This window comes from Yersinia antarctica, assembly GCF_056636475.1.
Genome location: NZ_JBSJQF010000001.1, coordinates 3,950,317 through 3,974,750 on the forward strand (window position 1 = coordinate 3,950,317; position 24,434 = coordinate 3,974,750).

Below are 24,434 nucleotides of genomic sequence, written 5' to 3' on the forward strand. Positions count from 1 at the left end.
TTGCATTTCGTTTGGGAATTGGCGACTGGGCACCGGGACGGTGGTGGTGGACATCGACAGCGTCGACAACAGCCAGACGCCGGTCAATCCTGTGCTGCCCATCATGGAGCAGGATGACGCCAATACCCTGCTGCAACTGGCGGTGAGTGATGTGGCCGTGCAAGGCAATGGCGGCAATCTGGTGCTGAAAGACCAGAATGGTAATGTCATTACCGATGCCACCACGGCCGATATTGCACAGAATGGCACCACGGTCGCCAAAGGCACTTACGATTATCGCCTGAGCAGCGGTACGGGTAACGACGGTTTGTATATCGGTTACGGCCTGACCGAAGTTGAACTGCTGGGCAGCGGTGCAGATGCACTGGCGCTGTATGCCACCAATAAAACCGGTCCTGCGGCGGATTTGAGTGCCAAAGTGACGGGCAGTGGTGAGTTGGCGATTGATACCAGTGCAGGAAATACGGTAACACTGTCCAATCTGGACAATGATTACACCGGTTCTACCGATGTACGCAGCGGCACCTTGCAGATGCTGAATGATAATGTGTTGGGGAATACCTCGCTGTTATCACTGGCAGCAGATACCGCCTTTGACATGAAGGGTCACAGCCAAACCGTGGGCGAACTGAACAGTACTGCGGGCTCAACGGTTGATCTCAATGGTGGCAGCTTAACCTTGAGTCAGGGCGGTGTGTCTGAGGGTGAACTGACCGGCAGTGGCGCGCTGACAATTGCCGCCAATGTGCTGAGCGTTAAGGGTGCCAATACTGGCCTGAGCGCGGTGACCACCATTGCCAGTGGCGCACAAGCGTTACTGAACAATGCAGCGGGTCTGGGCGATGGCAATATCGTTAACGCCGGTCTGCTGACACTGAAAGGGGCTGCGGGCCAGTTAGCAAATGCTATCAGTGATGCCGGCAGTGTGGTGCTGGAAGATAGCAGCGACATCACATTGAGCGGTGATAACAGCCTGTTCAGCGGCCTGTTTGCTATCACGAACGGCAGCCAGTTAACTGCTTCTCAGGCAGAACATCTGGGGACGGCGGCGGTCACCAACGACGGCGCATTGGTGCTCAATAGTGCGAGTGACTGGTTGCTGGCCAACAGCATTAGCGGCAGTGGCAGCCTGACTAAAAACGGCAACGGTACGCTGTCATTGACTCAAACGGCGGCCTATACCGGCCAGACAGATATCAATGCGGGTGGCCTGATGTTAGGCAGCAGTGCTGACCCCATGACGCTGGCAAGCCAGCAGGTGAATATAGCCAGCGGTGCCTTTATGGGCGGTTTTGGTGGCGTAGCGGGCGCGGTTGATAACCAGGGCGTGCTGTTTGTGGGCAACCCAACGGCACCGGTGGTACCGGCGATGGGACGTCTGGCCCCGGCCAGTAACATCTTTACCGTTGGCACTGACTTAACCAACAGCGGCACGGTATTTATCGGTAACAAAACCAGTGACGGTACGGGCACCACCGGTAACCAGTTAGTGGTCAACGGCAACTATATTGGCAACAACGGTCTGCTGCACTTCAACACCGCGCTGGGTGACGATAACTCGGCCACCGACAGCATGATTGTGAACGGCAACACCAGCGGCACCACCAATGTTAGTGTGGATAATGCGGGCGGTACGGGCGCTAAAACCTTAAACGGTATTGAGCTCATTCAGGTGAATGGTCAATCCGACGGTGAGTTTGTGAACCCTGGCCGTATCGTAGCGGGTGCATATGATTACTCACTCGTACGTGGGGTGGGTTCAAACGCCAGTAACTGGTATTTGACCAGCCTGAGTAATTTGCCGATTGATCCAGAGAACCCGGTTGATCCAGAAAATCCAGTGGGCCCAGGCGAGGAAACTAAACGTCCTGAAGCCGGCAGCTACACCGCGAACCTGGCCGCAGCCAACACTATGTTTGTGACGCGTCTGCACGATCGTTTGGGCGAAACACAGTATATCGACGCCCTGACTGGCGAGCAGAAAGTGACCAGCATGTGGCTGCGTAACGAAGGCGGACATAACCGTTCACGTGACACCAGTGGTCAGTTGAAAACCCAAAGCAACCGCTATGTGATGCAATTGGGTGGCGATATCGCCCAGTGGAGCAACGATGGTCTGGACCGTTTACACCTGGGTGTGATGGCCGGTTACGGTAATAGCAAAAGCGACACCCACGCGAAATCGGGCTATAAGTCGAGTGGTTCGGTTGATGGTTACACCGCCGGGGTGTACAGCACCTGGTATGCCAACGACGAAGACAAGTCTGGCTTGTATGTTGACGGTTGGGCGCAGTACAGCTGGTTTAACAATAGCGTGCAGGGCGACGGTCTGGCGACGGAAGAGTATAAATCGAAAGGGATCACCGCGTCGGTCGAGAGCGGCTACACCTTTAAGATCGGCGAGAATAAGTCTAAGAACGAAACGTACTTTATCCAGCCGAAAGCCCAAATCACCTGGATGGGTGTGAAGTCTGACGAGCACCGTGAAGCAAACGGTACTCAGGTGAGTGGTCAAGGCGACGGTAATATCCAGACCCGTCTGGGGCTGCGTTCTTATATGAAAGGCCACCACGAAAGTGATAATGGCAAGGATCGCGAGTTCCAACCGTTTGTGGAAGCCAACTGGATCCACAACACCAAAGATTTTGGCACCAATATGAACGCGGTTGAAGTGAAACAAGCTGGCGCGAAGAATATCGGTGAACTGAAAGTGGGTGTTGAGGGGCAATTGAACAAGCAACTGAATGTCTGGGGTAACGTCGGCCAGCAATTGGGCGACAAAGGTTACAGCGATACTGCAGTGATGTTAGGGGTGAAATACAACTTCTAATCGTTATTAGCTCTCATCAATAACGGTGCTTCGGCACCGTTATTGATTCATGCAGATACAATAACTGCTCAAAGAAATTCAGCATTATATAAGCGGTACTGTTGCCAATGGCGGCTTTCATTCTTTGCCTACTTAAGTGTTTGCAGTTCAGCACCAGCCTGCGCTAGCGAGATATTAGGGAAGTGACCGATCTTAACTTGGGTGAGTTTGTGAGTTATGGGGCTGGTATAGCGGTAGAAGAAAGCTTTAATGCCGCTAGCGCACAAGTGATCCGTAATGGCGATTTTCGCCGGTATCAACTTGGCCTTATCACCGGGTTTCATCGCGTCGATGGCTTTAGTTGATAGTGGTTTTTTCTGGTTTATCCACCTATTAGCGCCATGAGTGTCACTGTTATATGATATCCATTACACCACAGGTGGATTAACGAGCTACATTCTAATCTACAGTAAAATGTAGGATATCGTGGTTTTTAGTGTGATTTGATGAGATAACAAGAAACCCCACTAAATCACTTATTAATCAACAAAATAAAATAAACTTACTGTTAATCTCATCACGAATAATCAGATTGGAAACTATAATTAGCCATTATTCTTTCCTCTCAAACATCAGATCCCAAACGCCATGTCCCAGACGCTGGCCACGTAATTCAAATTTTGTCAGCGGACGCGAGTCCGGACGAGGAACATAATCATTTTGTTCTGAAAGGTTGCGGTATCCGTTTACACCTGACATCACTTCCAACATATGTTCCGCATAATGTTGCCAGTCGGTCGCCATATGGAACACGCCACCCACTTTTAATTTACTTCTCACCAATTCAACAAAAGGTATCTGGACGATACGACGCTTATTATGGCGCGCTTTGTGCCATGGGTCAGGGAAGAATAGCTGTACCATATCCAGTGAAGCATCTGGAATCATATTTTCCAGCACTTCAACCGCGTCATGACACATAATCCGCAAGTTGCTTAGTCCCGCCTCGTGAGCAGCCCCCAAACAAGCACCAACCCCCGGAGAATGCACTTCTATCCCCAGAAAATTCTGCTGCGGATTACTGGCAGCCATGGTCACCAGTGAAGTCCCCATGCCGAAACCTATTTCCAGTACCACCGGAGCTTCGCGGCCAAACAAGGCGTTTACATCAACTGGCGTTGCTTGATATTCCACGCCCATCACCGGCCAGTAGCTATCTAGCGCCAGTTGTTGACCTTTGGTCAGCCGCCCCTGACGACGGACAAAACTACGAATACGGCGTATGGCTCGGCCGTTTTCATCAAATTCCGGGGATATGACGTCATTTATCATGGTACTTTCTGTCTGTTGATTGCGTATGTGAACGCGCATTATGCAAAGATACGGTAGTTTATCAACTCTGGGCGTCATAAGTACAAAATTAAGCAGTAAATAACGTAGATATAACCAAAGTGGCCGATTAAAGTCAGTGATTCGGGTGCGTGAGTGCGGCTAACACAGTTGTAGCTTCAAGTACGAAGGGGGTTTACAGGGTGAGAACTCTATGCTGCAATCCAGCTCTAATTTATTACCTGCCGGATATTGATACCAACTTATGATGCAAGCGCAACAGTTCGCGCACGAGGTACTTGAGTGGTACCAACGCTTTGGTCGCAAAACCTTGCCGTGGCAATTGGATAAAACACCTTATCAGGTATGGTTGTCAGAAGTGATGTTGCAACAGACTCAGGTTGCGACCGTCATTCCCTATTTCCAACGTTTTATGTTGCGCTTCCCTGATATCAGTGCGCTGGCTGCGGCACCGTTGGATGAAGTTCTGCATTTATGGTCCGGGCTGGGTTACTACGCCCGTGCCAGAAATCTGCATAAAGCCGCCCAAACGGTTGTTGAACGCCATCAAGGCGAGTTCCCTACTACTTTTGACGAGATTCTCGCACTGCCAGGGATTGGGCGCTCAACTGCGGGCGCTATTTTGTCGCTCTCGTTAGGGAAACATTTTCCTATTTTAGATGGTAACGTCAAACGAGTGCTGGCCCGTTGTTACGCTGTTGAGGGATGGCCCGGTAAAAAGGAAGTCGAAGGCCGCCTGTGGCAAATCAGTGAAGATGTTACGCCAGCCAAAGGCGTAGGTCAGTTTAATCAGGCGATGATGGATTTAGGTGCCACGGTGTGCACCCGTTCTAAGCCCAAGTGTGAGCTTTGCCCACTGAATACCGGTTGTATGGCTTATGCTAATCACAGTTGGGCACGCTACCCCGGTAAAAAACCCAAACAGACATTACCGGAAAAAACAGCTTACTTTTTGTTGATGCAAAACGGATCGCAGGTATGGCTCGAACAGCGCCCGCCAGTAGGTCTATGGGGGGGGCTATTTTGCTTCCCGCAATTTTCTGAACAAGCCGAACTGGAGCGTTGGTTGCAGCAACAAAGTATTGCCAGCAGCAGTTTGCAGCAGTTAACTGCTTTTCGTCATACCTTCAGCCACTTCCATCTGGATATTGTCCCCATGTGGCTGAATACGGCGTCATCCCGTGGATGCATGGATGATGGTGCAGGTCTCTGGTATAACTTAGCACAACCACCCGCGGTAGGATTGGCGGCCCCAGTTGAACGCCTATTACATCAGTTGGCAAAACAGCCGAGTGACCAACATAGCTAACCCCCTGCAACTTCAAGTATGAAGGGTATAGCGCCATAGAAGAGGATTTAGCATGAGCAGAACAATTTTTTGCACATTTTTAAAACATGATGCTGAGGGGCAAGATTTTCAGCTCTATCCAGGTGAGATTGGCAAACGTATCTATAACGAAATATCAAAAGAAGCTTGGTCACAATGGATAACCAAGCAAACCATGCTGATTAACGAGAAAAAACTGAGCATGATGAATGTCGAAGACCGCAAACTGTTAGAGCAGGAGATGGTTAACTTCCTGTTCGAAGGGCAGGATGTTCATATTGAAGGTTATACTCCACCGAGTAAGTAACCACACGGGGTCTGCGCTGGCCCCGTTGTTATTCCTCATCAAGATATGGCTTGTAAGATGAAGAAAATTTTAGCTTTGCTGATAATTGCACCATTGTTAGTGTCTTGCTCAGGCAATAAGAATCAAACAGAAAACGAAGCCTATGTCAAAGATACCAACGGTTTTGAGATTTTAATGGGCCAATTTGCCCATAACATTGAAAATATTTGGGGATTAAAAGAAGTCTTAATCGCGGGTCCAAAAGATTACGTTAAGTATACGGATCAATATCAAACCCGCAGCCATATCAACTTCGATGCCGGTACAATTACGGTTGAAACCATTGCCACGACAGATCCGGCGGCTCACTTGCGTCAGGCGATTATTACCACACTTTTAATGGGTGATGATCCTGGCTCTATCGACCTCTATTCGGATGTTAACGATATTCAGATCAGTAAAGAGCCCTTCCTCTATGGGCAGGTGCTAGATAACAATGGCCAGCCGATCCGTTGGGAATGGCGTGCGGCCCATTTTGCTGATTATCTGCTACAAACCAGAATGCAAAAACGCACTTCCGGCCTGCATGTTATCTGGTCGGTCACCTTGCAATTAGTCCCTAACCATCTGGATCAACGTGCCCATAAATACCTGCCACTGGTGCGCCAGTCAGCGGAGCGTTATGGCGTCGAAGAGTCATTGATCCTGGCAATTATGCAAACAGAATCTAGCTTCAACCCATATGCGGTCAGTGGCTCTGATGCGTTGGGCCTGATGCAAGTTGTACAGCATACTGCCGGGCGAGATGTGTTCAAAATGAAGGGTAAAAGTGGCCAGCCAAGCCGTAGCTATCTGTTTGATCCAGAAAATAATATTGATGCTGGTACGGCATATCTGTCAATTCTGCAAAATACTTATCTAGGCGGAATTCAGAATGCCACCTCACGGCGTTATGCTGTTATTACCTCTTATAACGGCGGAGCTGGTAGCGTATTGCGGGTATTCTCCAGCGATAAGAACCAGGCTGTTAATATTATCAACAATATGGCTCCTGGTGATGTATTCCAAACGCTGACCACTAAACACCCTTCAGGCGAATCTCGCCGTTATCTGGTGAAAGTGAACAGCGCGCAGAAGAGTTATCGCCGCCACTAGTTTTATTTATAGCGGATTTTATAGCCCAAGAAATTGGCGTTGCAGGTGGCTAATCCCCCCTGCAACGCCAACCAAGGGAAAACTGAAATGACAGGCTCCACCCACAGTGTCATTTTTTATGTCTAAAGTGTGATTGCCCGACAAAAGTGCACATTTGAATAACAACCATTCTCAATAAAATGTTTATAGTATCGCTAATCATCCTATCCCTACTATCGGCAGATTGAACAAATGGACTTTGGACTTACCCTGTTTGAAATGGTGGTAATCTTCTCCACTATGGTCATCGCTTATATCATCTTTGGTATTACAGGATTTGGTTCTGCATTAATTGCCAGTCCGATATTAGCGCTATTTATTCCTGTCGCTAAGATTGTCCCATTATTGGCAATTGTCGATATGTTTGCAGCCATTACCAATGTAGCTCGCCATAGCCGTCATGCCGACCTTGCTGAACTTAAGCGATTAGTCCCACTAATGATTATTGGTAGTCTGATCGGCGCGACGTTACTGCTACGTACTCGCCCTGATATTTTGCTACTGGCGCTCGGCATATTTGTCATTTTATATGCCATTTACGCCCTTAGCCGGCGTAAACCACAAGGACAATTCAAACCTGTTGCCGCCATTCCTTTTGGCTTGATTGGCGGTATTTTCAGCGCGCTATTTGGCAGCGGCGGGTTTATTTATGCTATTTATTTATCCGGCAGAATAGCCAGCAAAGATAATTTGCGGATTACCCAGACCACGCTTATCGGCCTGAGTACCCTCACGCGAGTTATTTTGTTTACGCTAGCAGGGGTCTACATGGACCTATCTATTTTATGGATGGTACTACTGTTGGTACCGGGGATGTTAGTTGGTTTGGTTATCGCCAATAAAATCAGTTTAGGGATAAGTCGCGACCAGCTTATCCGATTAATAAATATCTTATTGCTGATTTCCGGCACAGTTTTAGTCGCACGCTATTTAGGTTATTGATAAGCCTAATTTGTAATAACTTATTGATAGACAGCCGATGCTCTCGTCGGCTGTCTATCAGTACCTCAGTTTACGGCGTAATGACATAACCAAAGATACGCCGCCACTCTACATCACCTTTTTCGATATAAACGCCCTGCAATTCAGGCGAGAAGCCGGGCAATAAATTAATCCCCTCTTCCAACGCCAGGAAATAACGCTGTACCGCCCCGCCCCACATTTCACCCGGCACTACGCACAATACGCCTGGTGGATAAGGGAGTGCGCCTTCAGCAGCAATGCGCCCTTCAGCCTCGGCAATAGGGATTAGCTCGATATTATCGCGAATAAACTGGATATTGGCATCTTGCGGGTTCATTAATACCGGCGGTAAGCTGGCTTTGCGGAACATATCCTTTTGCAGTTGTTTAACATCATAGCTGACATAGAGATCATGCATTTCTTGGCATAACTGGCGTAGAGTGTAGCCGCGATAGCGCTCTTCATTCTTACGGTATATCGTCGGTAATACATCACACAATAAAGCATCTTGCTCCACGTAGCGCTCAAACTGAACCAGCATATCAACCAGATGTGCCATTTTTGCTGGATTTTCTGCCGGTGTTAGCAGGAACAAAATTGAATTCAGATCGCATTTTTCCGGCACAATGCCATTTTCACGCAAGAAGGTAGCCAGTATCGCTGCCGGAACACCAAATTGGGTATATTGGCCGCTGTTAGCATCGATACCCGGTGTCGTCAGTAATAACTTATAAGGATCAACCAGATATTGGTCTTGGTTATACCCTTCAAATCCATGCCAACGTTCATTAGGCACAAAATTAAAGAAACGTGTGTCATTGGCAATAACGTCCGTATCGTAATCTTGCCAATTTTTACCACCGACAGTGGGAGGAATAAATGGCCGCAACATTGAGCAGCGTTCTAATAATAGTTTACGCGTATCGATGCCCAACTTGACACAATCCATCCACATGCGGCGGCCACTGTCACCAGAATGAATTTTGGCGTTAATATCCAGTGCAGCAAATAATGGGTAGAACGGGCTGGTTGAGGCATGCAACATAAATGCATTATTAAAACGTTTATGATTACAGTGCCGTTTTTGCCCTTTGATATGATTATCTTTTTTATGTACCTGCGAGGTTTGGGAGAAACCAGCCTGCTGCTTGTGCACTGACTGAGTCACAATAATCCCAGGGTCATTTTCATTTAAATCCAGCAATAGCGGTGAGAAATCCTTCATCATCGGAATAAACTGTTCGTAACCTACCCACGCAGAATCAAATAGAATGTAATCACACAAATGACCAATAGTATCAACCACCTGACGTGCATTATACACCGTGCCATCGTAGGTACCCAACTGAATGATCGCCAATCTGAATGGCCGCGCCTCTTCTGCTCTTTCTGGGGCAACCTCCCGCAATTGCTGGCGTAAATAACGCTCGTCGAAACAATGAGCATCAATACCACCAATAAAACCGAACGGGTTGCGGGCCGTTTCCAAATAGATTGGTGTCGCCCCAGCCTGAATCAGCGCACCATGATGGTTGGATTTATGGTTATTACGATCGAACAATACCAAATCACCACGGGTCAATAAGGCATTAGTCACGACCTTATTTGCAGCCGATGTACCATTCAAAACAAAATAGGTTTTATCCGCATTGAAGACCTTAGCTGCATATTTTTGTGCATCTTTAGCTGCACCTTCATGGATCAGCAAGTCACCCAGTTTGACGTCTGCGTTGCACATATCTGAACGGAAAATGGTCTCGCCATAAAACTCAAAAAACTGGCGACCGGCAGGATGCTTACGGAAAAACTCGCCACCCTGATGCCCTGGGCAAGCAAAAGTTGAATTATTCATCTCGACATATTTTTTCAATGTTGAGAAAAATGGCGGTAATAGATTTTTTTGATATTCACTGGCGGCAGCTTCTACCTGAGCATTGTAAAAAGCTTTGTTTGCTTCGCCGAGCGTAATAATCCCCTTAATCAGAGGCAAATAATCGGCAGAAACCGTCTGTTGTGCCGTGACAGCAACAAAAGTAGGAATAGCAAAACCCAGATCATGCAACTTTGACAATATACCGGCATTGGCATCTTCAACCGACATCACCACAGCGGCAACATCAGTAAAATCAGTTTGATTGAGGTATACCATTCCCCGCTGGCTTTCTATATAAGAAGCCAAACGAGCACTTGTTGCTATTTTTAATAGTGTCATGTCACTTACTCTCAAACGGTCAGGTATGAGGCTGCCATTTTGGCATGTATATGACATCGCATAAGGTGAAGATTTTATGCAATGCCGGCAAATTGATATCTATTACGCACACGATCACTCGCTCAAATAGAAGCTAGAATAGTGAGTTAACTGGTCTTCGCATCGACCAATAGACATCAGTAAAATCAGAGATCCAGCTCTATTTTTAATAATGCCTAACAGTGAACGACAGATAGCCTTACCGCATGGAAGTAACAAGGAACTTAACAGCAGATAAACAGGAGAAATAGCATGAGAAGCGCTCATTATGCATTGAATAGTCTACTACTGTCATAACCGCCTCCTGCTTACTTAATCGAAATGATATGGATTAGAGGGATGAATAGTAACGCTAAATTTTCGCAATAATTGCATGTTTTGCCGGTAGGTTCAACCTTGCAGGCCAATAAAAATGCACTTTTAGTGAATATCTAAGCCATTGTTATTTAACACACTAAAAAATAAAAAATCTATAAATCAAGTAGATGAAATATGTAGATGCACCATAAAAATTAACTTCCCAACAGTTTTCTCGCTATTTTTGCATGAAAAGAGAGCAACCGATCGCCTTTATAAGAGAAACTCATTGACGACTTGCCGCCAATACGGTTTAATGCGCCCCGTTGCCCGGATAGCTCAGTCGGTAGAGCAGGGGATTGAAAATCCCCGTGTCCTTGGTTCGATTCCGAGTCCGGGCACCACATTCAGAAGCGCTTGTCAATCATTCAGGATGAAAAATTGACAGGTACGAAATGGGTCAGAACACGCAATAACCGAAGGTGTGGTTGGAAGGTTTCATCCAGCGATACCATTACCCGGTTTTTGTAAAAAGGCTCTTGATAGCCCCGCCTATTGTCGTAGGTGGGGTTTTTCACGTACAATTTTTACAGTTTCCGTATGCGAATGTCAAATTGTGTCAAGGGGATAACCTCATTTAATCTCTCACCCATTAGCCCATTCCTGCTCCAGAAGTTCACGTAAAGCATCAATATCCTCATCAATATACTCCAACGTAGACCGTAAGCTGGAGTGCCCTAACAAGCGTTTAACAGCCTGAATATTACGATCCGGGGACTTCATAAGATTGGTTGCTACCGTGTGCCGAAAACGGTGGGGACTGACGATGAACCGGCATTCCTTAGAGATACGCCGAAAGAAAGCGCGAATAGGGTAAATCCCCATATTCATACAGTGATCTCCTGATTCAAACTGCGCTTTACGTCTCAGGTCAAAACGGTTCACATTGAAAAGCTGATCGTCTGCTCCTGCACCTGCCGCTGAGGCGCATTCCAGAATGGCCTCTAATCGCGGATATAAAATAGACGTTATCGGAACTTTGAATTCGCGGTGATTTTTTGAACCTTCCGAAATGACATCAATCCAACGCTCTTCCAGATTGACATCACACAGCCGTACATGCAGAAGCTGGTTTTGACGCATCCCGGTATGACTTAACGTATCCAGTACAGCCAGCCAAAACCAGGCAGGATAACAGGCATTGGCCCGTGCGCTCATGGCATAAGATTGCGCAAAAAGTCGCTCCTGTTGATGGTGTTGATCCATCAACCGATACACTGTTTTCACCTGTCCCTTTGAGAGCGTTTTTTTCTTCTTTTTCCCTACCCGCACAACTGCCTTATTAAAGGGATTTTCCTTGTGGGATATTAATCCCTTCTTCATTCCAAAATTAAATAATGCCCGCATGTGTGTGACTTTATTATTCCAGGTACAAGCCTCTAATTTCTGCTCTTTAAGAACATGTCTACGCCATTCAAGAACCAACTGATTACTGACATCACCAGGTAATTGCTGCGTGTACTTCTGAAAAGTTCGAACAACTTTCCGGTAACTCCACTCCGTCGCTGGTCGAAGGGAATTACTGAAAAAATACTGCTCCATCAACTGTTCAAACGCCACATCTATCATGCCATAACTCCCTATTTCTTAAGGTTTTATCATCACTGATGGGTTATCCCTTGGAATGTTATGGCCTTTATACAGTTTCTTGGCAACGATAAGGTAGCCGGTCACCTTTTGAAATCGACCTTCCCCGGCCTTATCCTGATAAACATGGCAGGTATACATCACGCCTTTATCTTGCCGATGCCTGCCTAATCGTTCGAACGCATTTTGCAAACCAGCCTTATCCTCTAAATTTTCGCAATTTTCCGATAAAAACTGGTGAAAAATGTTAGGTGCACGAATAAAGACATAGCCTGCAATAATATGAATCCTTGCCTCAACAGTATTAACTGCAAAAGTCCCTGAACAGCACCCTTCACTCAACCATTGCCAAAAACGTTCTCCTATCCCTGCGGGGTCTGAAGAAACGATCTCTTCCCTTAATTCAGTCTCCTTTTGCATCGATATAATCTGCACATCCCGCACCAAATTAATGGGTTCAGAGAAACCCATGACAGCCAATAAATCTCCCGTAGTATCTTCTTCAGGAAAAGTTGACTCTACAGCTTCACTATCAGGCACAGCGCTGTCGAGAGTGAAAACAAGCCCTTCAGATATAGGGCTCTCACCTGGCTGAGAAGAGGAAATCAGCGCCGGTGAAGATGCTGACTGAAGAGGAGTATTCACTAATGGCATTATCGCTTCAAGTACAACCGGTGTGACTGAGGCCGAAGTAGCCGTGGCACTGTCAGGCCCTCTTTTTCCTATTGATGTAGAGATAGCTTCAGAGACAATGGCATTTATTATTCCTGACTCGTTCCGAAATCCCGTTAAATACAACGATAACGTTTTCAGCACTTCCGGCCAGGTACTTAACCAGAGTAATGCCTCATCAGGGATCACTTTCCAGGCCAGCATCGCACTCAGACTCTGAGCCTGTATCACATCAGCAACGGGCTTGAAACGAAAACGGTAGGGTTCGCTAGGCATGGCGTTAAGGGGCATCCAGCGCTGCCCACTCTCCAGCTCAACCTCAATATGGCATAACCTGTCGAGCGACTGCAGCATGGCTGCATAGACAATCACCGCATTCCAGGCGGCACTCTGCGAGGCCTGCTCTTCCGGTTGTGCACCAACGGGCAACAGGTAGTTTTTTGATAGCCGGGAAGCATAGGCCACAGTTTCAAGCAGATGATCCACCATGCCCCCCAGGTAGGCATGATGGTCACTCTCTGTGGCAGGGAACTGCTGCATCAGCGTTACGCAGTGCTCAAGCGGCTGCAGGTAATACTGCTGATAAAGATTTTTTGGTAGTGACGAGTAATCCCATAGCATCTGCAACCACTGCCCTCGCCGGGATGTTGCCAACTGTTCACTGGCCGACGACGGCGCATGATAACCATCCGGCACTTTGAATGATAGCGACTGCGTTGCGGCAGGTTTTTCACTACTACTGATTTTTGCTGGCGAAACAGGTAGATACTTCAGGAATAATTTCAGCATATGTCCCCTCCTTGCTCACCTATTTGGTGGATAATCTGCGGGTCGAGTTTGAAAGGAAATCGCATAGCGTGGTTCCGTTTTACTTGCAAATAGGAGCCTCACTTTATGAAGACGACATATGACTGCAACAAACAACTCTATGTAAGAATTTAAAACTTTCTTCCATAGATGCTCGCTGGTTGAGATCAGTGATTACTCAGACTGGTTCACATATCGCGGCTGCGACCAGATCGATATCTGAATCGATACAGGTGAAAATACCCATTGACAAGGTGAATAACTCGCGAGGCTAAACTGCTCGGCTTCAATTTTAGTTCTATGACTAAGTCTTAGAGCATCATCATCGTCATCATTTGGGATACGTCGAACAGATCTGGGAGGTCTGTATGTACTGACAAAAACGAGGTTTTTCATAGCAGGAGCGATACTTTGGACGATGATATTGCTATTTTATTAACCTAGCGATCATACACATTGGGTTAAATCATTCATATTACTGACGAAATTTATCCAATGCATTGATTTATAATAATTTTAAGAGGTAGTCTATGTTACTCCTGCATCTATCAGATATCCATTTCCGGCTCGATGAAATACGAACGCCGATGGACCCCAATCGGCATCTGCGTAACGAGTTGGTTATAGATGCTAGGGAAATGTGTAGAAAATTAGGAAAATCGCCCTCTGCAATACTAATATCAGGAGATATCGCATACGCAGGGCATCCTGAAGAGTACAAATTTGCTTTGACGTGGCTTGAAACACTGGCTCAAGAGTGTGGCACAAACGTTGAGTGTGTGTTTGTTATCCCTGGAAATCATGATGTTGTTCGTGGCACCGCAGCAAGACCAATAGTGCAAATGGTACACAATGCGATTAAGCAGTCTCCTCAATTTGCACGTGATGGGCAAATGCGTAGTTTTCTTATGGATCAAGAAACCAGCCACCCACTCTATTCATCATTGGATGAATTTAATTCATTTGCTGTACGGTTTTTTTGTGACGTAAAAGCCCCGGATAGAACCATTGCAACCAGAGACCTTAGACTGAACGATGGTTCGATATTGAGACTAAATGGACTGAATTCTGCGTTAGTTTCCAGCCATGCGGACAAAAAAGGCGACCTATATGTAGATCCTGCATGCTTTCAAATAGCGAGAGAAAGAGGGGTGGAGCATGTTGTGCTTTGTCACCATCCGTTCACTTGGTTGGGACATGGGGAAGAGCTAAAAAGTCATCTAAATGATGTTGCACGAATTCAACTTTTTGGGCATGAGCATTCAAGCCGAATTGAACTGCAAGACGATACTGTTCGCATTGCGGCTAGTGCTGCCCATCCAGACCGCGTTGAGCCAGGTTGGGAACCAGGATACAATCTCATAGAAGTAAGCATCGGGAATTCACTAGGTGGGGAAAGGGAACTGAACATAGCAGCCCATGTTCGAATCTGGCAGACAGCACCAGGTCAATTCAGAGCCAAAATTCGTAGGCAAGAAGATGTTTACCGGAAAAAAATTCCTCTGGAAAGCTGGACTCCTGCGACTCAACCGGTAATTACACCAATCAGCGAGTCCATACAACCACCCATAACTTCGGATATCTCGGGTGATCCTATGGATAAGTTACGAAATATAAGCATAAAATTCCACAAACTTACATTTAGCCAAAAATCTGCTATTGCTGGTAAACTTGGTCTACTTGAAGAGGAAGATAGGGACCAACCTGATTTCGAGCGCTTCCGTCGTGTCTTCATAAGAGCACGAGACCGTGGACAGATCGAAGAGTTAGAGAAAGAAATTCGCGCAGTGTCGTGATTTTTACTTTTAAATATGGAGATTATTTAGATGAGTAGCTATAACTTTGCAGATCAATATAAAGCAGCAAATATTTCTCCTGGCCCAGAGATTATTAAGCTACGGAAAGAGGCTGTCGATAAAATACTTACTGATTTAGATGATGATAAAATAATAGACCTAACTAGAATCTATTTCGGCTTGAGCACTTCATCCAAAAATGATTGGTTTAGAGATGCTTTTCTTGAAACAGATCCAAGCTTTAGTTTAATCGATAATAAACGTGAAGCATCTGTATTATCAGTTTGTTTGCTTTCGGCTGCACTTGCAGACGGTGAAATTAATGCCGCCTTAATACCTATTATTACATTAGCGTCAGGCCATAGAGAGCCGTTATTACAACCTGATTTTATCCATGAAGCCCAACAGGCATTGATTGATTATTCCTTTGAGGCAAGAAATAAATCTCAAGTTGATTTCAAAAAAATCAAATCGCCAGCAAAAAATAAAATTGGTCTTGAGGTAGATAAACTCACGGAAGAAACAGACATTTTAAGTTTAGCTAAAATCGTGAAGTCATCATCGAATGAATCCCATGATGCTCTTCAGACAGGTATCAATCAGATCTACGGTGTAATCGTACCATTGGTTAACCAGGTAAATGAATTAAGAGAGGAAGTCGGTATGCTATGGTGGCTTATCGGCGGCCATAGTCGAATACTTAACAAACCATTTTCAGAACTAGATATTGGAGTGGCAGCCATTATGGCAGGCCTAGATTTGGCAACGCTCACACATGGAGATAATAGTCCGGTTGCAACTCCGGCAATTCTTCAGCGAGTTATTATTAATGCACGTTCAAAACCATCAAAAAAACCTGTCGCCCTCGACTCGACGGTTAATTTACTTCCTTCAGACCTACATAATTCATTAGAAATATCAAGTAATTATTCGACAGTTGCAGATCTTTGCGTAATAACCACTGCAATTATTAAGTCCCAAGAGATAGGTCAAGGAGATAGTTGGCAGCAAGCATTCAAAAAAACAACAGGTTTGGATGCAAAAATTCAATTATCTCCTTTAAATCTTGCGGTACAAATGTACCAAGAGTCGTTACTCATTTCTAAATTAAGTTGAGGTATTCATAATGGATGCTAATTTAACTTGTGGTAGAAATGGTTGTGATTTGTCGACAACTGGTACATGTTTGGAGGGACATTCCCCCCCTGAGTCATGCTCATTTATTGGTATGGATGATTCGCATTTAGTTGACTTAGATGGGTATGAAGGTGATGAAGAGGAAGTAGTTAATAACCAATTATTGGATATTAATTTCGTGTCTTTGCCATCTGGGGATACATTGACAATTGTCGACGCAGATCATTTTCTGCTCTCTAAACCAGCTAAATTCATAGCTATCATTGGTGAACTTGATAGTGGTAAAACAACTTTAATTTGTTCTTTATATGAATGCTTTTTGAAAGGAAAATTTTCAGGTTATTCATTTAAAGGAAGTAGAACTTTGATCGGTTTTGAGAAAAGATCTCATCATTCTCGGATTGATTCTGGAAGGGTTATACCCGAAACGTTGCGTACGTCTTTTTTCGATGGACTAAGATATTTCCACCTTTCTCTTGTGAAAGATGAAACAGAAAAAGAACACTATGAGTGTGTGGATTTAATGCTATCTGACAGAGCTGGAGAACAGTACCAACAGGCCAGAAGTAATTCAGAAAGCATAGTGGAATTAATCGAAGTTAGAAAGTCAGATTATATTGTTTTATTACTTGATGGTGCAAAACTAGCTGATCCGTATCAGCGTCATAGTGCGATGCAGGCAGTAAGAAAGACACTATGGGCTTTTTTAGACGCAGATGCTTTATCATTAAAGTCCAAAGTTCAAGTTGTAACAACTAAGATTGATTTATTAAGAGATATATCCAATAAAGAAATACTTGATCAACTAATGCATGATTTTAAAGATGGTCTTATCAAAGATTTGGCTCCAAGACTTGGCGAATTGTCTTTTAGCGAAATATCTGCACGAGATCCATCGGCTCAATATCCAATTGCTTGTGGCCTAGATAAACTAATTAATTCTTGGTGTACCGCTAGGCCATTACTAATTAAACAAGCATTAAAATATAAAGAGTTTGAATCTGAATTTGATCGCTTACTTCTACGTACACCGATGGAGTAACTTTATGATAATACTACAACATACAATTATTGGTATGCCAGGCTCAGGTAAGACGACCTATCTGGCAGCATTATGGCATTTATTAACATCTAAAGAGGTAGATAGTAAGTTTATTTTAAATCGTCTAGTGGGAGATCGTACTTATTTAGATAAAATATCAAATCTTTGGCAAAATTGCGAAGAAGTACCTCGTACTTCATTAGCTGCTGAAACAAAAGTGTCAATTGATGTTAAAGAAGTTGTAACAGGGAAAAATGCTCTTTTACATTTTCCAGAGTTCTCTGGTGAATCATTCGAGCTCCAACTTGCTTCAAGAAAATGTAAGACGGACTATGTCGAGGGTTTTGATGAGGAAGGAGGTATTTTATTATTTGTTACAGCCGATAAAGTTACTGACGGGATGTCAATTGTTGATGTTGCACCTGTTGAACAAGATCAAGAGATAAAAGAAACACCAGAAGAACATGCCGAATGGAATCCCAAAATGGTTCCTAACCAAGTAAACTTAGTTGAGTTATTACAATTTTTACAACATAAACCATTCATAAAATTAAATAGACGACTAGCTATTATCATCTCTGCATGGGATGTAATTGAAGCGCAACCTATACAAGTATCGCCCACTGTATGGTTAGAAAGAGAATTACCATTATTATTCCAGTTTCTAATAAATAATAAGGAAAGTTTTAATTTTCGAGTATATGGTATCTCAGCTCAAGGGGGAGATGTAACTAGCACTTCAAGGCAAGGACTAGCGCTTAAGGTGCCTAGTAAACGTATTTCTTGTATTGGTCAAGATACTGAGCAACATGATCTTACTAGCCCAATAGCTTGGTTAATGTCTAGTGAATAAAATGGTAAAATATATAATGAAAGAGATAGAAATCCATCAATGTCTTTTTGGTTATGAGAATGGACACCGTTTGTTGGCATCATCAATGAAATTGCCTCCTGATGTTGCCTCAACTCTTTTATTATTGAGTGATTTGGCCCCAGGTTTGATGTTATCCTCCAGCGATGGCTATTGGACCGGAACGCCACTCCCTAGTGCTAAAGTATATGCTCTAATGTATACTTGGATGGCATCTGAAATGCCAAGACCTGGCTGTGTTTGGTCACATGTTTTGTTGATCCCATTTCCTGAAATGGCAAGATTACAAGATCTATCTATTCTTTTTTCATATATATCCAGACCTAACTTTAACTTTGGGTTTGACACATATAAAAACTCAATATTACTGAGCTCAAAAATCAATGATAAAATAAATAAAAAAAATGTAATTAATAGCGAAAACATTAAAACAATAATTAATGCTGCATATAAATTGAATGGAAAAGTGCAGATTGAATCCTCTATTGGACATTTAGATGATGCAATCTTTTGCGTATGGTCTCAACAATGGCCTAGATTAAGACGATCTTTTTCATTTAGAACTGCTTCTGGTTCACACGAAATAGAAACCGATAAAACAAAATTTGACATATCCATTATTCAACCATCAATAAAAAAAGTAATAAACAGTACTTTTGAATCATTAAAAAAATCAAGTGACTGGGAAGAATATGCTATAAATGATGTTTTATCTTCTGAAATCACAATGTTCAGAAAGTATTTATGGCGTTATGGATCTGATATTATTTCAGGAAGAAAAAGCTTCAAAAACATTTCAATTATTTACCCTAATATTTTCGGTAATCAATTAATTGGGGAGCAGCTTTTTCTATTGTTAAGGAAATTAATAGAGTATTTCCCATCTATTAATGAAGCGAACACGCTAAAGTCGGATATTATCCTTGGTGGCAAATACTCATATTTCCCACCAGTTAATAAAATGGACTTACTCTTTTTTTATATAAAGAACAATATCCAGGCTTCTTTACCCCCATTGACTAATGATGTCTTTCTCACTATTATTTCTGATTGGAATAGCAGAGAAAATGACATACTCATCATTGGCGAAATTTGCGCTAAAAATGACAACCAAGAATATAATAAAGCCCTAGAAATAATATTATCTCAAGCTAGGAGTGATAGTTTTTTTTCTTGGACAAAAAACACTCCAAAACTGAGGAATCATCTTTTATTGAATAAACCATCGCTCATGGATAATAATGAGCTTGTTAATGTTACTATCGGTGAACTGCTGGAGTACATTGAACTAATACCACGTAATAATATAGCATTGGCAAGTTCTATATTGCAAAAGCTATTAATCATTAACAACGATGATTTAGTTTTAAAAATGTCTAAAAACTTTAATAAAATAACAGTTGATACTGTTATTTTAGCATTTGAGAAGCTTTGCTTAAATAAACGCAGTGAAATTGGAAATTCTTGGCTATCAGTGATAAACAACAACCCTAAATTAATCATTGATGGTGAGTATATTCTTAACTCTAAATCAACTTTAGCATTGTACAAATATTTTTCCATACTGAAACAATCAGATCTACTTTCCTTTATAAATACCGAAGACTGGTCATCATGCTTAAGAAATTCAGTTGACAATATTGCAGGTGAAGAAAGAATTGAACTGGTGTTATATTTATTTGGATTGGGATTAAACTATCCTAGTAAAGATAGTGAAGTGATTTTCGAGAAATTCTTTGAAGAGGTTCATGGCTATTTTGAGCATTCAACTTTAAGTTTCTCTCAAAGTGAGACTTTTTTAGAAAAACTCCCTCACCTAGGTTGGTTTTCTAATTGGGATAATTGCCAGAGACTTCGCGTTGCTATTGTTAATGCATATGTCTATAACGATCTAACAGTAGCAAGTTTTAAGCGATTGACACGGAGAAAAAATTTATACTCGGATCTAATTGACACTCTATCAGAGTCTAATGAAGGAAAAAGATTTATTAAAAGCTTGATTCAATGAGTTAGCTATTAGGATATACATAGTCTCATTTGCTTCCCAAAACAAATGGAGAAACATCTCCCCAGGGAAATGTTTCCCTGGGGAGTGAAAGGTTAATACGTAACCCTGGGTGAAAGTTTAATGCTGTGCCAGTCTGTCGTCCGGCTCATCGATACGGACGAGGTGGACCTGTTCTGGCACAATTTCCAATATGGCAACCAGAAAGTTGCTCGGGGTCAATAAAGGACTCCGGGGAGACCAGACGTTCTGGTCTATCCGGTCCAGGTGGTATTTCTCCACCAGTTGGTTAATTGCTTCAAACACCGGCACGTTAAGCTCAACCAACTCCTGTACAACAGCATCGTCATGCAGGTTAGTATCGTTCAACGTCAGCCCGAAGTGCTTTTTTAGCAAATAGACTGCTATCGTCTGGTATTCGCGAATTGCAATGTCCATCGAGTCTTCCTCCAATAGCGGCTCAGGCGGCAGCCAGGGCTTGTTCACGTAAAATAAGATACTCGAAGGCTTCACGGGCAAAACGGCTTGCCTGGAAGATAGCCTTCTTGTCTTCTTTCAGTGCCTTCAGCCATGATGCAATATAACTTTCATGCTGAACATCACCCTGGATACCCAGTTCGGCGCACAAAAATGCCGAACCGATTTCCGCCACAAGCTCTTCGAACGCATACACCGGGTCCCCAAACCGACGAGTTGAAGACGTAATGCCTTCTCGCGCCAGCCGGGAGATATGACCGGTAGAATGCACCAGCTCATGCAACAGCGTACTGTAGTAATCTGCCGGTCGATGGAACTGCACCGCTTCCGGCATCGTGATGCGATCGGCTCCAGCGCTGTAGAACGCCCGGTCTTGATGCCTGTGCACCACCGGTACGCCACTGCAAGCTACCACCTGTTCTGCCCGCTGGATACGCTCAATATCGTGTTGCTCTGGTGTTTGTACTGTTTCACCGGCGACTGTCACTGGCGTCAGCAGTTTCTCGGGTAAATTCTCACACTGCTCCACGTTGAACAGATGAAAACTGGTCATAAAATTCCGTTGGGAAACGACAGCATTCCCCTGTTCGTCAAACAACGGTTTGCCCTGTTCGTCCGTCTCTTTCTTCTCGAACGGCTTGAACAATGTCACCAGCGTCGATTTCTCGCCTTTACGCACGTTACCGCCGACGTCCAATGCCTGTTTGAATGTCAACCAACGGTGAGAGGTAAACCCCTTGTCCGCTGCGTCAATCCACAACAACAGCACATTGATGCCGCTGTAAGCCCGTCCTGTAATGGCATTAGCCGGTAATCCACTCATATTGACAGAGCGGCCACCGGCGACGGTACGCCACGGCTTGCGCCAGGGAGACGTTCCTTTTTCCAGTGCTGCGACAATTTTATCTGTCACGACCTGGAACAGGTCCACTTTATCCTGGTGACGTGATGCTGCCTTTTTTCTGGTTTGTTTCGTTGTCATGGTAAGTCCTCGCCATAAAAAACGGGGACTTACCCCTTTGCGGGAGTAAATCCCCGCAAGGGTAAGTAAGAGCTAAAATCGTGTTAGTCGATAGTAGCGTTAGTTTTTGAAAGTACGGGTGGCAGTGTCACCGCCAGGTCAAGATGCATGTTGAGCCAGTCTGCTACCTGCTGCCATTCAGTACGCGCCACCGTCGAACAAATGCCATAACACTCGGGACAAAAGTAGCTAGCTAGCAGCAGTGTCGCCATCACCAGAAAATCGTAGGGATGATAACCGGTATCGCAGTGACCTTGTTGCCGTTCAAGAGCAAATGAACGAACCAGGCAGAACGGATCACCTGACAGGCCTGCATCAAAATCACCGTTAAAGGCAATAACGCCGATGCCAATCAGGCTGTCATCATACCTCAGCGGTTTGGTGCCACTGAGGTCGCAAACGACCAGCGGCTTTCCCAACCAGCAAAAATCCGGCTCGTTGCGCACCTGATGATGCACTCGGGTTGTTGCACGACATAACTCGCGCCAGGCCTCATGCGAAGCTGCCTGGTAGTGGATAAACGAATGACGTCGATTCATCACCATCCCGCCGCTGCTGCTGCCGAGTCATTCTGGCCTACGCTGAAAAAGTAGTCCCAGGCTCCTGGACAAATCGTTCTGCCCAGCGCAACAACATCATCGAACAAAACCTTGCAGGAAGGATGTGTATAGCGTGGTGAATCACCACCACATTCCCATGCAAGCGCTTCAGCCAGATGGCCCACAGCCCAGATATTATCGGTAAAATTGTCTTCGTCCGACTGGGTGCCAATATCCAATTTCTCGTAGGCTGCAATAACCAACAGTTCACCTTCAAGGTTCGCCAGGTCGCACAAGTCATCTATCATCGTCATGGTCAGTCTCCAGGAATAAAAAACGGGGACTGACCACCCAGAGGGAAGTCAGTCCCCTATGGGTTAGTAGAAAATACCAGGCGGGTTAACGCCCGTAGAATGTACTAATCAATGGCTGCACCAATCGCCGCCCATTCAGGATGGCGTACAGCAAAAGCACGTAGCCGGTGGTAGCTCTCGATTAAGAAGTCATGTTCAGACTCCGCAAGGGCGCACAATGCATACAATGACACCGTTATCCCCAGCGCCTGGGCACTCATCTCACCCCGGTAATAGTTTGAGTGCACCTCAACACGATAGGTTTTTTCCGTCTGCGGACAGATGAAAAAACCGTCATCGGATTGGGTGTACCAGTGCCAGAAATCACTGCCATAGTTCTCGCCATAGTCCTGACTGAACTTGCGGGCATAGGCGTAGCACATCTGAGTAAAGCTGACCACATGGAGAGTGGCACTGTCCTGGGAAAAACCCTGTTGGACGAGTGCCGAAACCAGGTTGTAGAAACCGGTCATCCAGTCTGTGTTCTCCGCCGTTACAGCGGGCGTTTTTGTCGTCTGTGTCATTCCTGGTCATCTCCAAAAAAAGAGCGAAACCTGCCCTTTGGGGACACGTCCCGCAAAGGATTGAGTAACAATAAGGTTATGCGCCGTTCGTCACCGACGTGGGTAACAACATCTCGCCGTACTCATTCACCATCGCTATACGCTCACGCAATAAACGACTGGCATGGCTAAAACATCGACGGTCACGCTCACTCGCTCGCTTACAGCTCAGATTTTCCAGTTCTGCAAGATGACGTTGAGCACTACCCCGCCATGAACGCCGCTCATCATTCCCAACACAAGCGCAGAAATGGGCATTCGCCAGGGTAAACAGTCGGTCCGTTGCATTCCGGTATTCCGCAACAAGAACAAAGGTTGTCATAAATCACTCCATATCAAACATGACAGGGAGTCATCCCTTTACGGGGATCGGCTCCCGCAAAGGTGAGAATGAAAATCTCTGCCAGGGGAAAAGCTTCCCGGCAGAGACTAGAGCCATTAGCTCGCTAAAGTAATGATCAATTTGTAATCGTCATACTTCACCAGGAAGCACTCTGTCAGCTCAACAGATTCCTCCCCTAGACGGACAAAGAGGGTTAACGAAAATGTCACTTCCGTATCAGAAGGAACTGGCCGCTTACTCCAAGCATCCTGTGCTGCTTTTATCAGCGCAAGTTGCCGACGTTCCCACTCAGCGATGCTGAAGCGATCTACGGCGCGATCCCAGGCCGATAACGTGATAGATACCGGTAAAAACGCCAGTTCTTTGTCTTGGTGTGAGTTCATAGATGTTTCCTTAAGCAAAAAATAAGGGAACACCAATCCCCAAGAGGGAAGCGTGTTCCCTTGAGGGTGAGTCAATCAGATAGGATGCCAATCAAGGCATATTGGATAAGTGCACCTTCATCGCAGTGAACTGCGATCCCCGCTTTCAAAGGTTCAGGGGGGTTACCGCTCTAGAGCGCGTCCTCTCAGGTTAGGGTCGCTTTGGCTTGTGATTGCCCGAGGGCGTCCTTCTCAAATCACCAGGACATTGGCTGTTGTCAGAGACAACGGGTTAGCATGTAAAATCGTACACAATTCAAAC

Annotated in this window: 21 protein-coding genes, 1 tRNA gene and 1 pseudogene; 11 read left to right on the forward strand and 12 right to left on the reverse strand. The window is 44.9% G+C overall.

The genetic code is table 11. The annotated features are described in order from the left end of the window. Positions 1–28 precede the first annotated feature (28 nt). Positions 29–2,830: pseudogene (locus ACWJJO_RS18370) on the forward strand (autotransporter outer membrane beta-barrel domain-containing protein); the annotation flags it as partial. A gap of 128 nt (positions 2,831–2,958) precedes the next feature. Here the strand turns inward: ACWJJO_RS18370 and ACWJJO_RS18375 are convergent. After that, entirely contained in the window at positions 2,959–3,153 is a 195-nt protein-coding gene (locus tag ACWJJO_RS18375; RefSeq protein ID WP_481091335.1) for a hypothetical protein, read from the reverse strand. 268 nt (positions 3,154–3,421) lie between these two features. Next, positions 3,422–4,141 carry a tRNA (guanosine(46)-N7)-methyltransferase TrmB gene (gene trmB / locus ACWJJO_RS18380; protein ID WP_083162671.1) on the reverse strand — a complete coding sequence of 240 codons (720 nt, stop codon included), beginning with the start codon at positions 4,139–4,141 and terminating at the stop codon, positions 3,422–3,424. A 262-nt stretch (positions 4,142–4,403) separates the two neighbouring features. Here trmB and mutY point away from each other — a divergent pair, with 262 nt between their 5' ends. The 4 genes from mutY (at position 4,404) to ACWJJO_RS18400 (ending at position 7,908) form a co-directional block, all read left to right on the forward strand. Then, positions 4,404–5,468 (forward strand): A/G-specific adenine glycosylase, encoded by a 1,065-nt coding sequence (mutY, locus tag ACWJJO_RS18385; protein WP_481091336.1) that lies wholly within the window; start codon positions 4,404–4,406, stop codon positions 5,466–5,468. 52 nt (positions 5,469–5,520) lie between these two features. Next, positions 5,521–5,793: an oxidative damage protection protein gene (locus ACWJJO_RS18390; RefSeq protein ID WP_083162670.1), complete on the forward strand. Its 273-nt coding sequence runs from the start codon at positions 5,521–5,523 to the stop codon at positions 5,791–5,793. Positions 5,794–5,850: 57 nt separating this feature from the next. Then, positions 5,851–6,927: a membrane-bound lytic murein transglycosylase MltC gene (mltC, locus tag ACWJJO_RS18395; protein ID WP_372560618.1), complete on the forward strand. Its 1,077-nt coding sequence runs from the start codon at positions 5,851–5,853 to the stop codon at positions 6,925–6,927. Between the two features lie 231 nt (positions 6,928–7,158). Continuing rightward, positions 7,159–7,908, forward strand: coding sequence for a sulfite exporter TauE/SafE family protein (locus ACWJJO_RS18400; protein ID WP_083162668.1), 750 nt, complete (start codon positions 7,159–7,161; stop codon positions 7,906–7,908). 70 nt (positions 7,909–7,978) lie between these two features. Here ACWJJO_RS18400 and speF read toward each other — a convergent pair whose 3' ends face one another. After that, positions 7,979–10,141 carry an ornithine decarboxylase SpeF gene (speF, locus tag ACWJJO_RS18405; RefSeq protein WP_481091337.1) on the reverse strand — a complete coding sequence of 721 codons (2,163 nt, stop codon included), beginning with the start codon at positions 10,139–10,141 and terminating at the stop codon, positions 7,979–7,981. Between the two features lie 664 nt (positions 10,142–10,805). Between speF and ACWJJO_RS18410 the strand changes: the two genes are divergently transcribed. Next, positions 10,806–10,881, forward strand: a tRNA-Phe gene (locus ACWJJO_RS18410). A gap of 241 nt (positions 10,882–11,122) precedes the next feature. On the opposite strand, the gene ACWJJO_RS18415 is transcribed toward ACWJJO_RS18410, so the two are convergent. Together ACWJJO_RS18415 and ACWJJO_RS18420 are read right to left on the reverse strand one after the other, a co-directional pair. Further along, complete coding sequence (locus ACWJJO_RS18415; RefSeq protein ID WP_481091338.1) at positions 11,123–12,106, reverse strand: tyrosine-type recombinase/integrase; 984 nt, start codon at positions 12,104–12,106, stop codon at positions 11,123–11,125. A gap of 18 nt (positions 12,107–12,124) precedes the next feature. Further along, positions 12,125–13,585 carry a TraI domain-containing protein gene (locus ACWJJO_RS18420; protein WP_481091339.1) on the reverse strand — a complete coding sequence of 487 codons (1,461 nt, stop codon included), beginning with the start codon at positions 13,583–13,585 and terminating at the stop codon, positions 12,125–12,127. A gap of 548 nt (positions 13,586–14,133) precedes the next feature. On the opposite strand from ACWJJO_RS18420, the gene ACWJJO_RS18425 reads away from it, so the two are divergent. The 5 genes from ACWJJO_RS18425 to ACWJJO_RS18445 are packed head-to-tail and all read left to right on the forward strand — an operon-like array spanning position 14,134 to position 20,457. Next, positions 14,134–15,399, forward strand: a complete 1,266-nt coding sequence (locus ACWJJO_RS18425) for a metallophosphoesterase (RefSeq protein ID WP_481091340.1) — start codon at positions 14,134–14,136, stop codon at positions 15,397–15,399. Between the two features lie 30 nt (positions 15,400–15,429). Beyond that, on the forward strand, positions 15,430–16,515 hold the full coding sequence (locus ACWJJO_RS18430; RefSeq protein WP_481091341.1) for a GTPase-associated system all-helical protein GASH: 1,086 nt from the start codon (positions 15,430–15,432) through the stop codon (positions 16,513–16,515). A gap of 10 nt (positions 16,516–16,525) precedes the next feature. Further along, positions 16,526–17,578 carry a TRAFAC clade GTPase domain-containing protein gene (locus tag ACWJJO_RS18435; RefSeq protein WP_481091342.1) on the forward strand — a complete coding sequence of 351 codons (1,053 nt, stop codon included), beginning with the start codon at positions 16,526–16,528 and terminating at the stop codon, positions 17,576–17,578. Positions 17,579–17,582: 4 nt separating this feature from the next. Next, positions 17,583–18,431: a TRAFAC clade GTPase domain-containing protein gene (locus ACWJJO_RS18440; protein WP_481091343.1), complete on the forward strand. Its 849-nt coding sequence runs from the start codon at positions 17,583–17,585 to the stop codon at positions 18,429–18,431. Positions 18,432–18,447: 16 nt separating this feature from the next. After that, on the forward strand, positions 18,448–20,457 hold the full coding sequence (locus ACWJJO_RS18445; protein ID WP_481091344.1) for a GAP1-N1 domain-containing protein: 2,010 nt from the start codon (positions 18,448–18,450) through the stop codon (positions 20,455–20,457). A gap of 117 nt (positions 20,458–20,574) precedes the next feature. On the opposite strand, the gene ACWJJO_RS18450 is transcribed toward ACWJJO_RS18445, so the two are convergent. From ACWJJO_RS18450 to ACWJJO_RS18480, 7 genes are all read right to left on the reverse strand, one after another. Further along, positions 20,575–20,892 carry a TA system toxin CbtA family protein gene (locus ACWJJO_RS18450; RefSeq protein WP_481091345.1) on the reverse strand — a complete coding sequence of 106 codons (318 nt, stop codon included), beginning with the start codon at positions 20,890–20,892 and terminating at the stop codon, positions 20,575–20,577. A 22-nt stretch (positions 20,893–20,914) separates the two neighbouring features. Continuing rightward, on the reverse strand, positions 20,915–21,913 hold the full coding sequence (locus ACWJJO_RS18455; RefSeq protein ID WP_481091346.1) for an ArdC family protein: 999 nt from the start codon (positions 21,911–21,913) through the stop codon (positions 20,915–20,917). Positions 21,914–21,996: 83 nt separating this feature from the next. Next, complete coding sequence (locus ACWJJO_RS18460) at positions 21,997–22,491, reverse strand: hypothetical protein (RefSeq protein ID WP_481091347.1); 495 nt, start codon at positions 22,489–22,491, stop codon at positions 21,997–21,999. After that, on the reverse strand, positions 22,491–22,805 hold the full coding sequence (locus ACWJJO_RS18465; protein ID WP_481091348.1) for a hypothetical protein: 315 nt from the start codon (positions 22,803–22,805) through the stop codon (positions 22,491–22,493). The genes ACWJJO_RS18460 and ACWJJO_RS18465 overlap by 1 nt, the downstream gene beginning before the upstream one ends. Before the next feature lie 104 nt (positions 22,806–22,909). After that, positions 22,910–23,368 (reverse strand): antirestriction protein, encoded by a 459-nt coding sequence (locus ACWJJO_RS18470; RefSeq protein ID WP_481091349.1) that lies wholly within the window; start codon positions 23,366–23,368, stop codon positions 22,910–22,912. 76 nt (positions 23,369–23,444) lie between these two features. Then, on the reverse strand, positions 23,445–23,729 hold the full coding sequence (locus tag ACWJJO_RS18475) for a hypothetical protein (RefSeq protein WP_481091350.1): 285 nt from the start codon (positions 23,727–23,729) through the stop codon (positions 23,445–23,447). 116 nt (positions 23,730–23,845) lie between these two features. Beyond that, positions 23,846–24,133, reverse strand: coding sequence for a hypothetical protein (locus ACWJJO_RS18480; RefSeq protein WP_411928613.1), 288 nt, complete (start codon positions 24,131–24,133; stop codon positions 23,846–23,848). Positions 24,134–24,434: the final 301 nt, after the last annotated feature.

What these genes read in the sequence shown, in the direction of transcription:
- ACWJJO_RS18375 (WP_481091335.1), bottom strand. Translation starts at nt 3,153, where the DNA reads ATGAAACCCGGTGATAAGGCCAAGTTGATACCGGCGAAAATCGCCATT.
- trmB (WP_083162671.1), bottom strand. Translation starts at nt 4,141, where the DNA reads ATGATAAATGACGTCATATCCCCGGAATTTGATGAAAACGGCCGAGCC.
- mutY (WP_481091336.1), top strand. Translation starts at nt 4,404, where the DNA reads ATGATGCAAGCGCAACAGTTCGCGCACGAGGTACTTGAGTGGTACCAA.
- ACWJJO_RS18390 (WP_083162670.1), top strand. Translation starts at nt 5,521, where the DNA reads ATGAGCAGAACAATTTTTTGCACATTTTTAAAACATGATGCTGAGGGG.
- mltC (WP_372560618.1), top strand. Translation starts at nt 5,851, where the DNA reads ATGAAGAAAATTTTAGCTTTGCTGATAATTGCACCATTGTTAGTGTCT.
- ACWJJO_RS18400 (WP_083162668.1), top strand. Translation starts at nt 7,159, where the DNA reads ATGGACTTTGGACTTACCCTGTTTGAAATGGTGGTAATCTTCTCCACT.
- speF (WP_481091337.1), bottom strand. Translation starts at nt 10,141, where the DNA reads ATGACACTATTAAAAATAGCAACAAGTGCTCGTTTGGCTTCTTATATA.
- ACWJJO_RS18415 (WP_481091338.1), bottom strand. Translation starts at nt 12,106, where the DNA reads ATGATAGATGTGGCGTTTGAACAGTTGATGGAGCAGTATTTTTTCAGT.
- ACWJJO_RS18420 (WP_481091339.1), bottom strand. Translation starts at nt 13,585, where the DNA reads ATGCTGAAATTATTCCTGAAGTATCTACCTGTTTCGCCAGCAAAAATC.
- ACWJJO_RS18425 (WP_481091340.1), top strand. Translation starts at nt 14,134, where the DNA reads ATGTTACTCCTGCATCTATCAGATATCCATTTCCGGCTCGATGAAATA.
- ACWJJO_RS18430 (WP_481091341.1), top strand. Translation starts at nt 15,430, where the DNA reads ATGAGTAGCTATAACTTTGCAGATCAATATAAAGCAGCAAATATTTCT.
- ACWJJO_RS18435 (WP_481091342.1), top strand. Translation starts at nt 16,526, where the DNA reads ATGGATGCTAATTTAACTTGTGGTAGAAATGGTTGTGATTTGTCGACA.
- ACWJJO_RS18440 (WP_481091343.1), top strand. Translation starts at nt 17,583, where the DNA reads ATGATAATACTACAACATACAATTATTGGTATGCCAGGCTCAGGTAAG.
- ACWJJO_RS18445 (WP_481091344.1), top strand. Translation starts at nt 18,448, where the DNA reads ATGAAAGAGATAGAAATCCATCAATGTCTTTTTGGTTATGAGAATGGA.
- ACWJJO_RS18450 (WP_481091345.1), bottom strand. Translation starts at nt 20,892, where the DNA reads ATGGACATTGCAATTCGCGAATACCAGACGATAGCAGTCTATTTGCTA.
- ACWJJO_RS18455 (WP_481091346.1), bottom strand. Translation starts at nt 21,913, where the DNA reads ATGACAACGAAACAAACCAGAAAAAAGGCAGCATCACGTCACCAGGAT.
- ACWJJO_RS18460 (WP_481091347.1), bottom strand. Translation starts at nt 22,491, where the DNA reads ATGAATCGACGTCATTCGTTTATCCACTACCAGGCAGCTTCGCATGAG.
- ACWJJO_RS18465 (WP_481091348.1), bottom strand. Translation starts at nt 22,805, where the DNA reads ATGACGATGATAGATGACTTGTGCGACCTGGCGAACCTTGAAGGTGAA.
- ACWJJO_RS18470 (WP_481091349.1), bottom strand. Translation starts at nt 23,368, where the DNA reads ATGACACAGACGACAAAAACGCCCGCTGTAACGGCGGAGAACACAGAC.
- ACWJJO_RS18475 (WP_481091350.1), bottom strand. Translation starts at nt 23,729, where the DNA reads ATGACAACCTTTGTTCTTGTTGCGGAATACCGGAATGCAACGGACCGA.
- ACWJJO_RS18480 (WP_411928613.1), bottom strand. Translation starts at nt 24,133, where the DNA reads ATGAACTCACACCAAGACAAAGAACTGGCGTTTTTACCGGTATCTATC.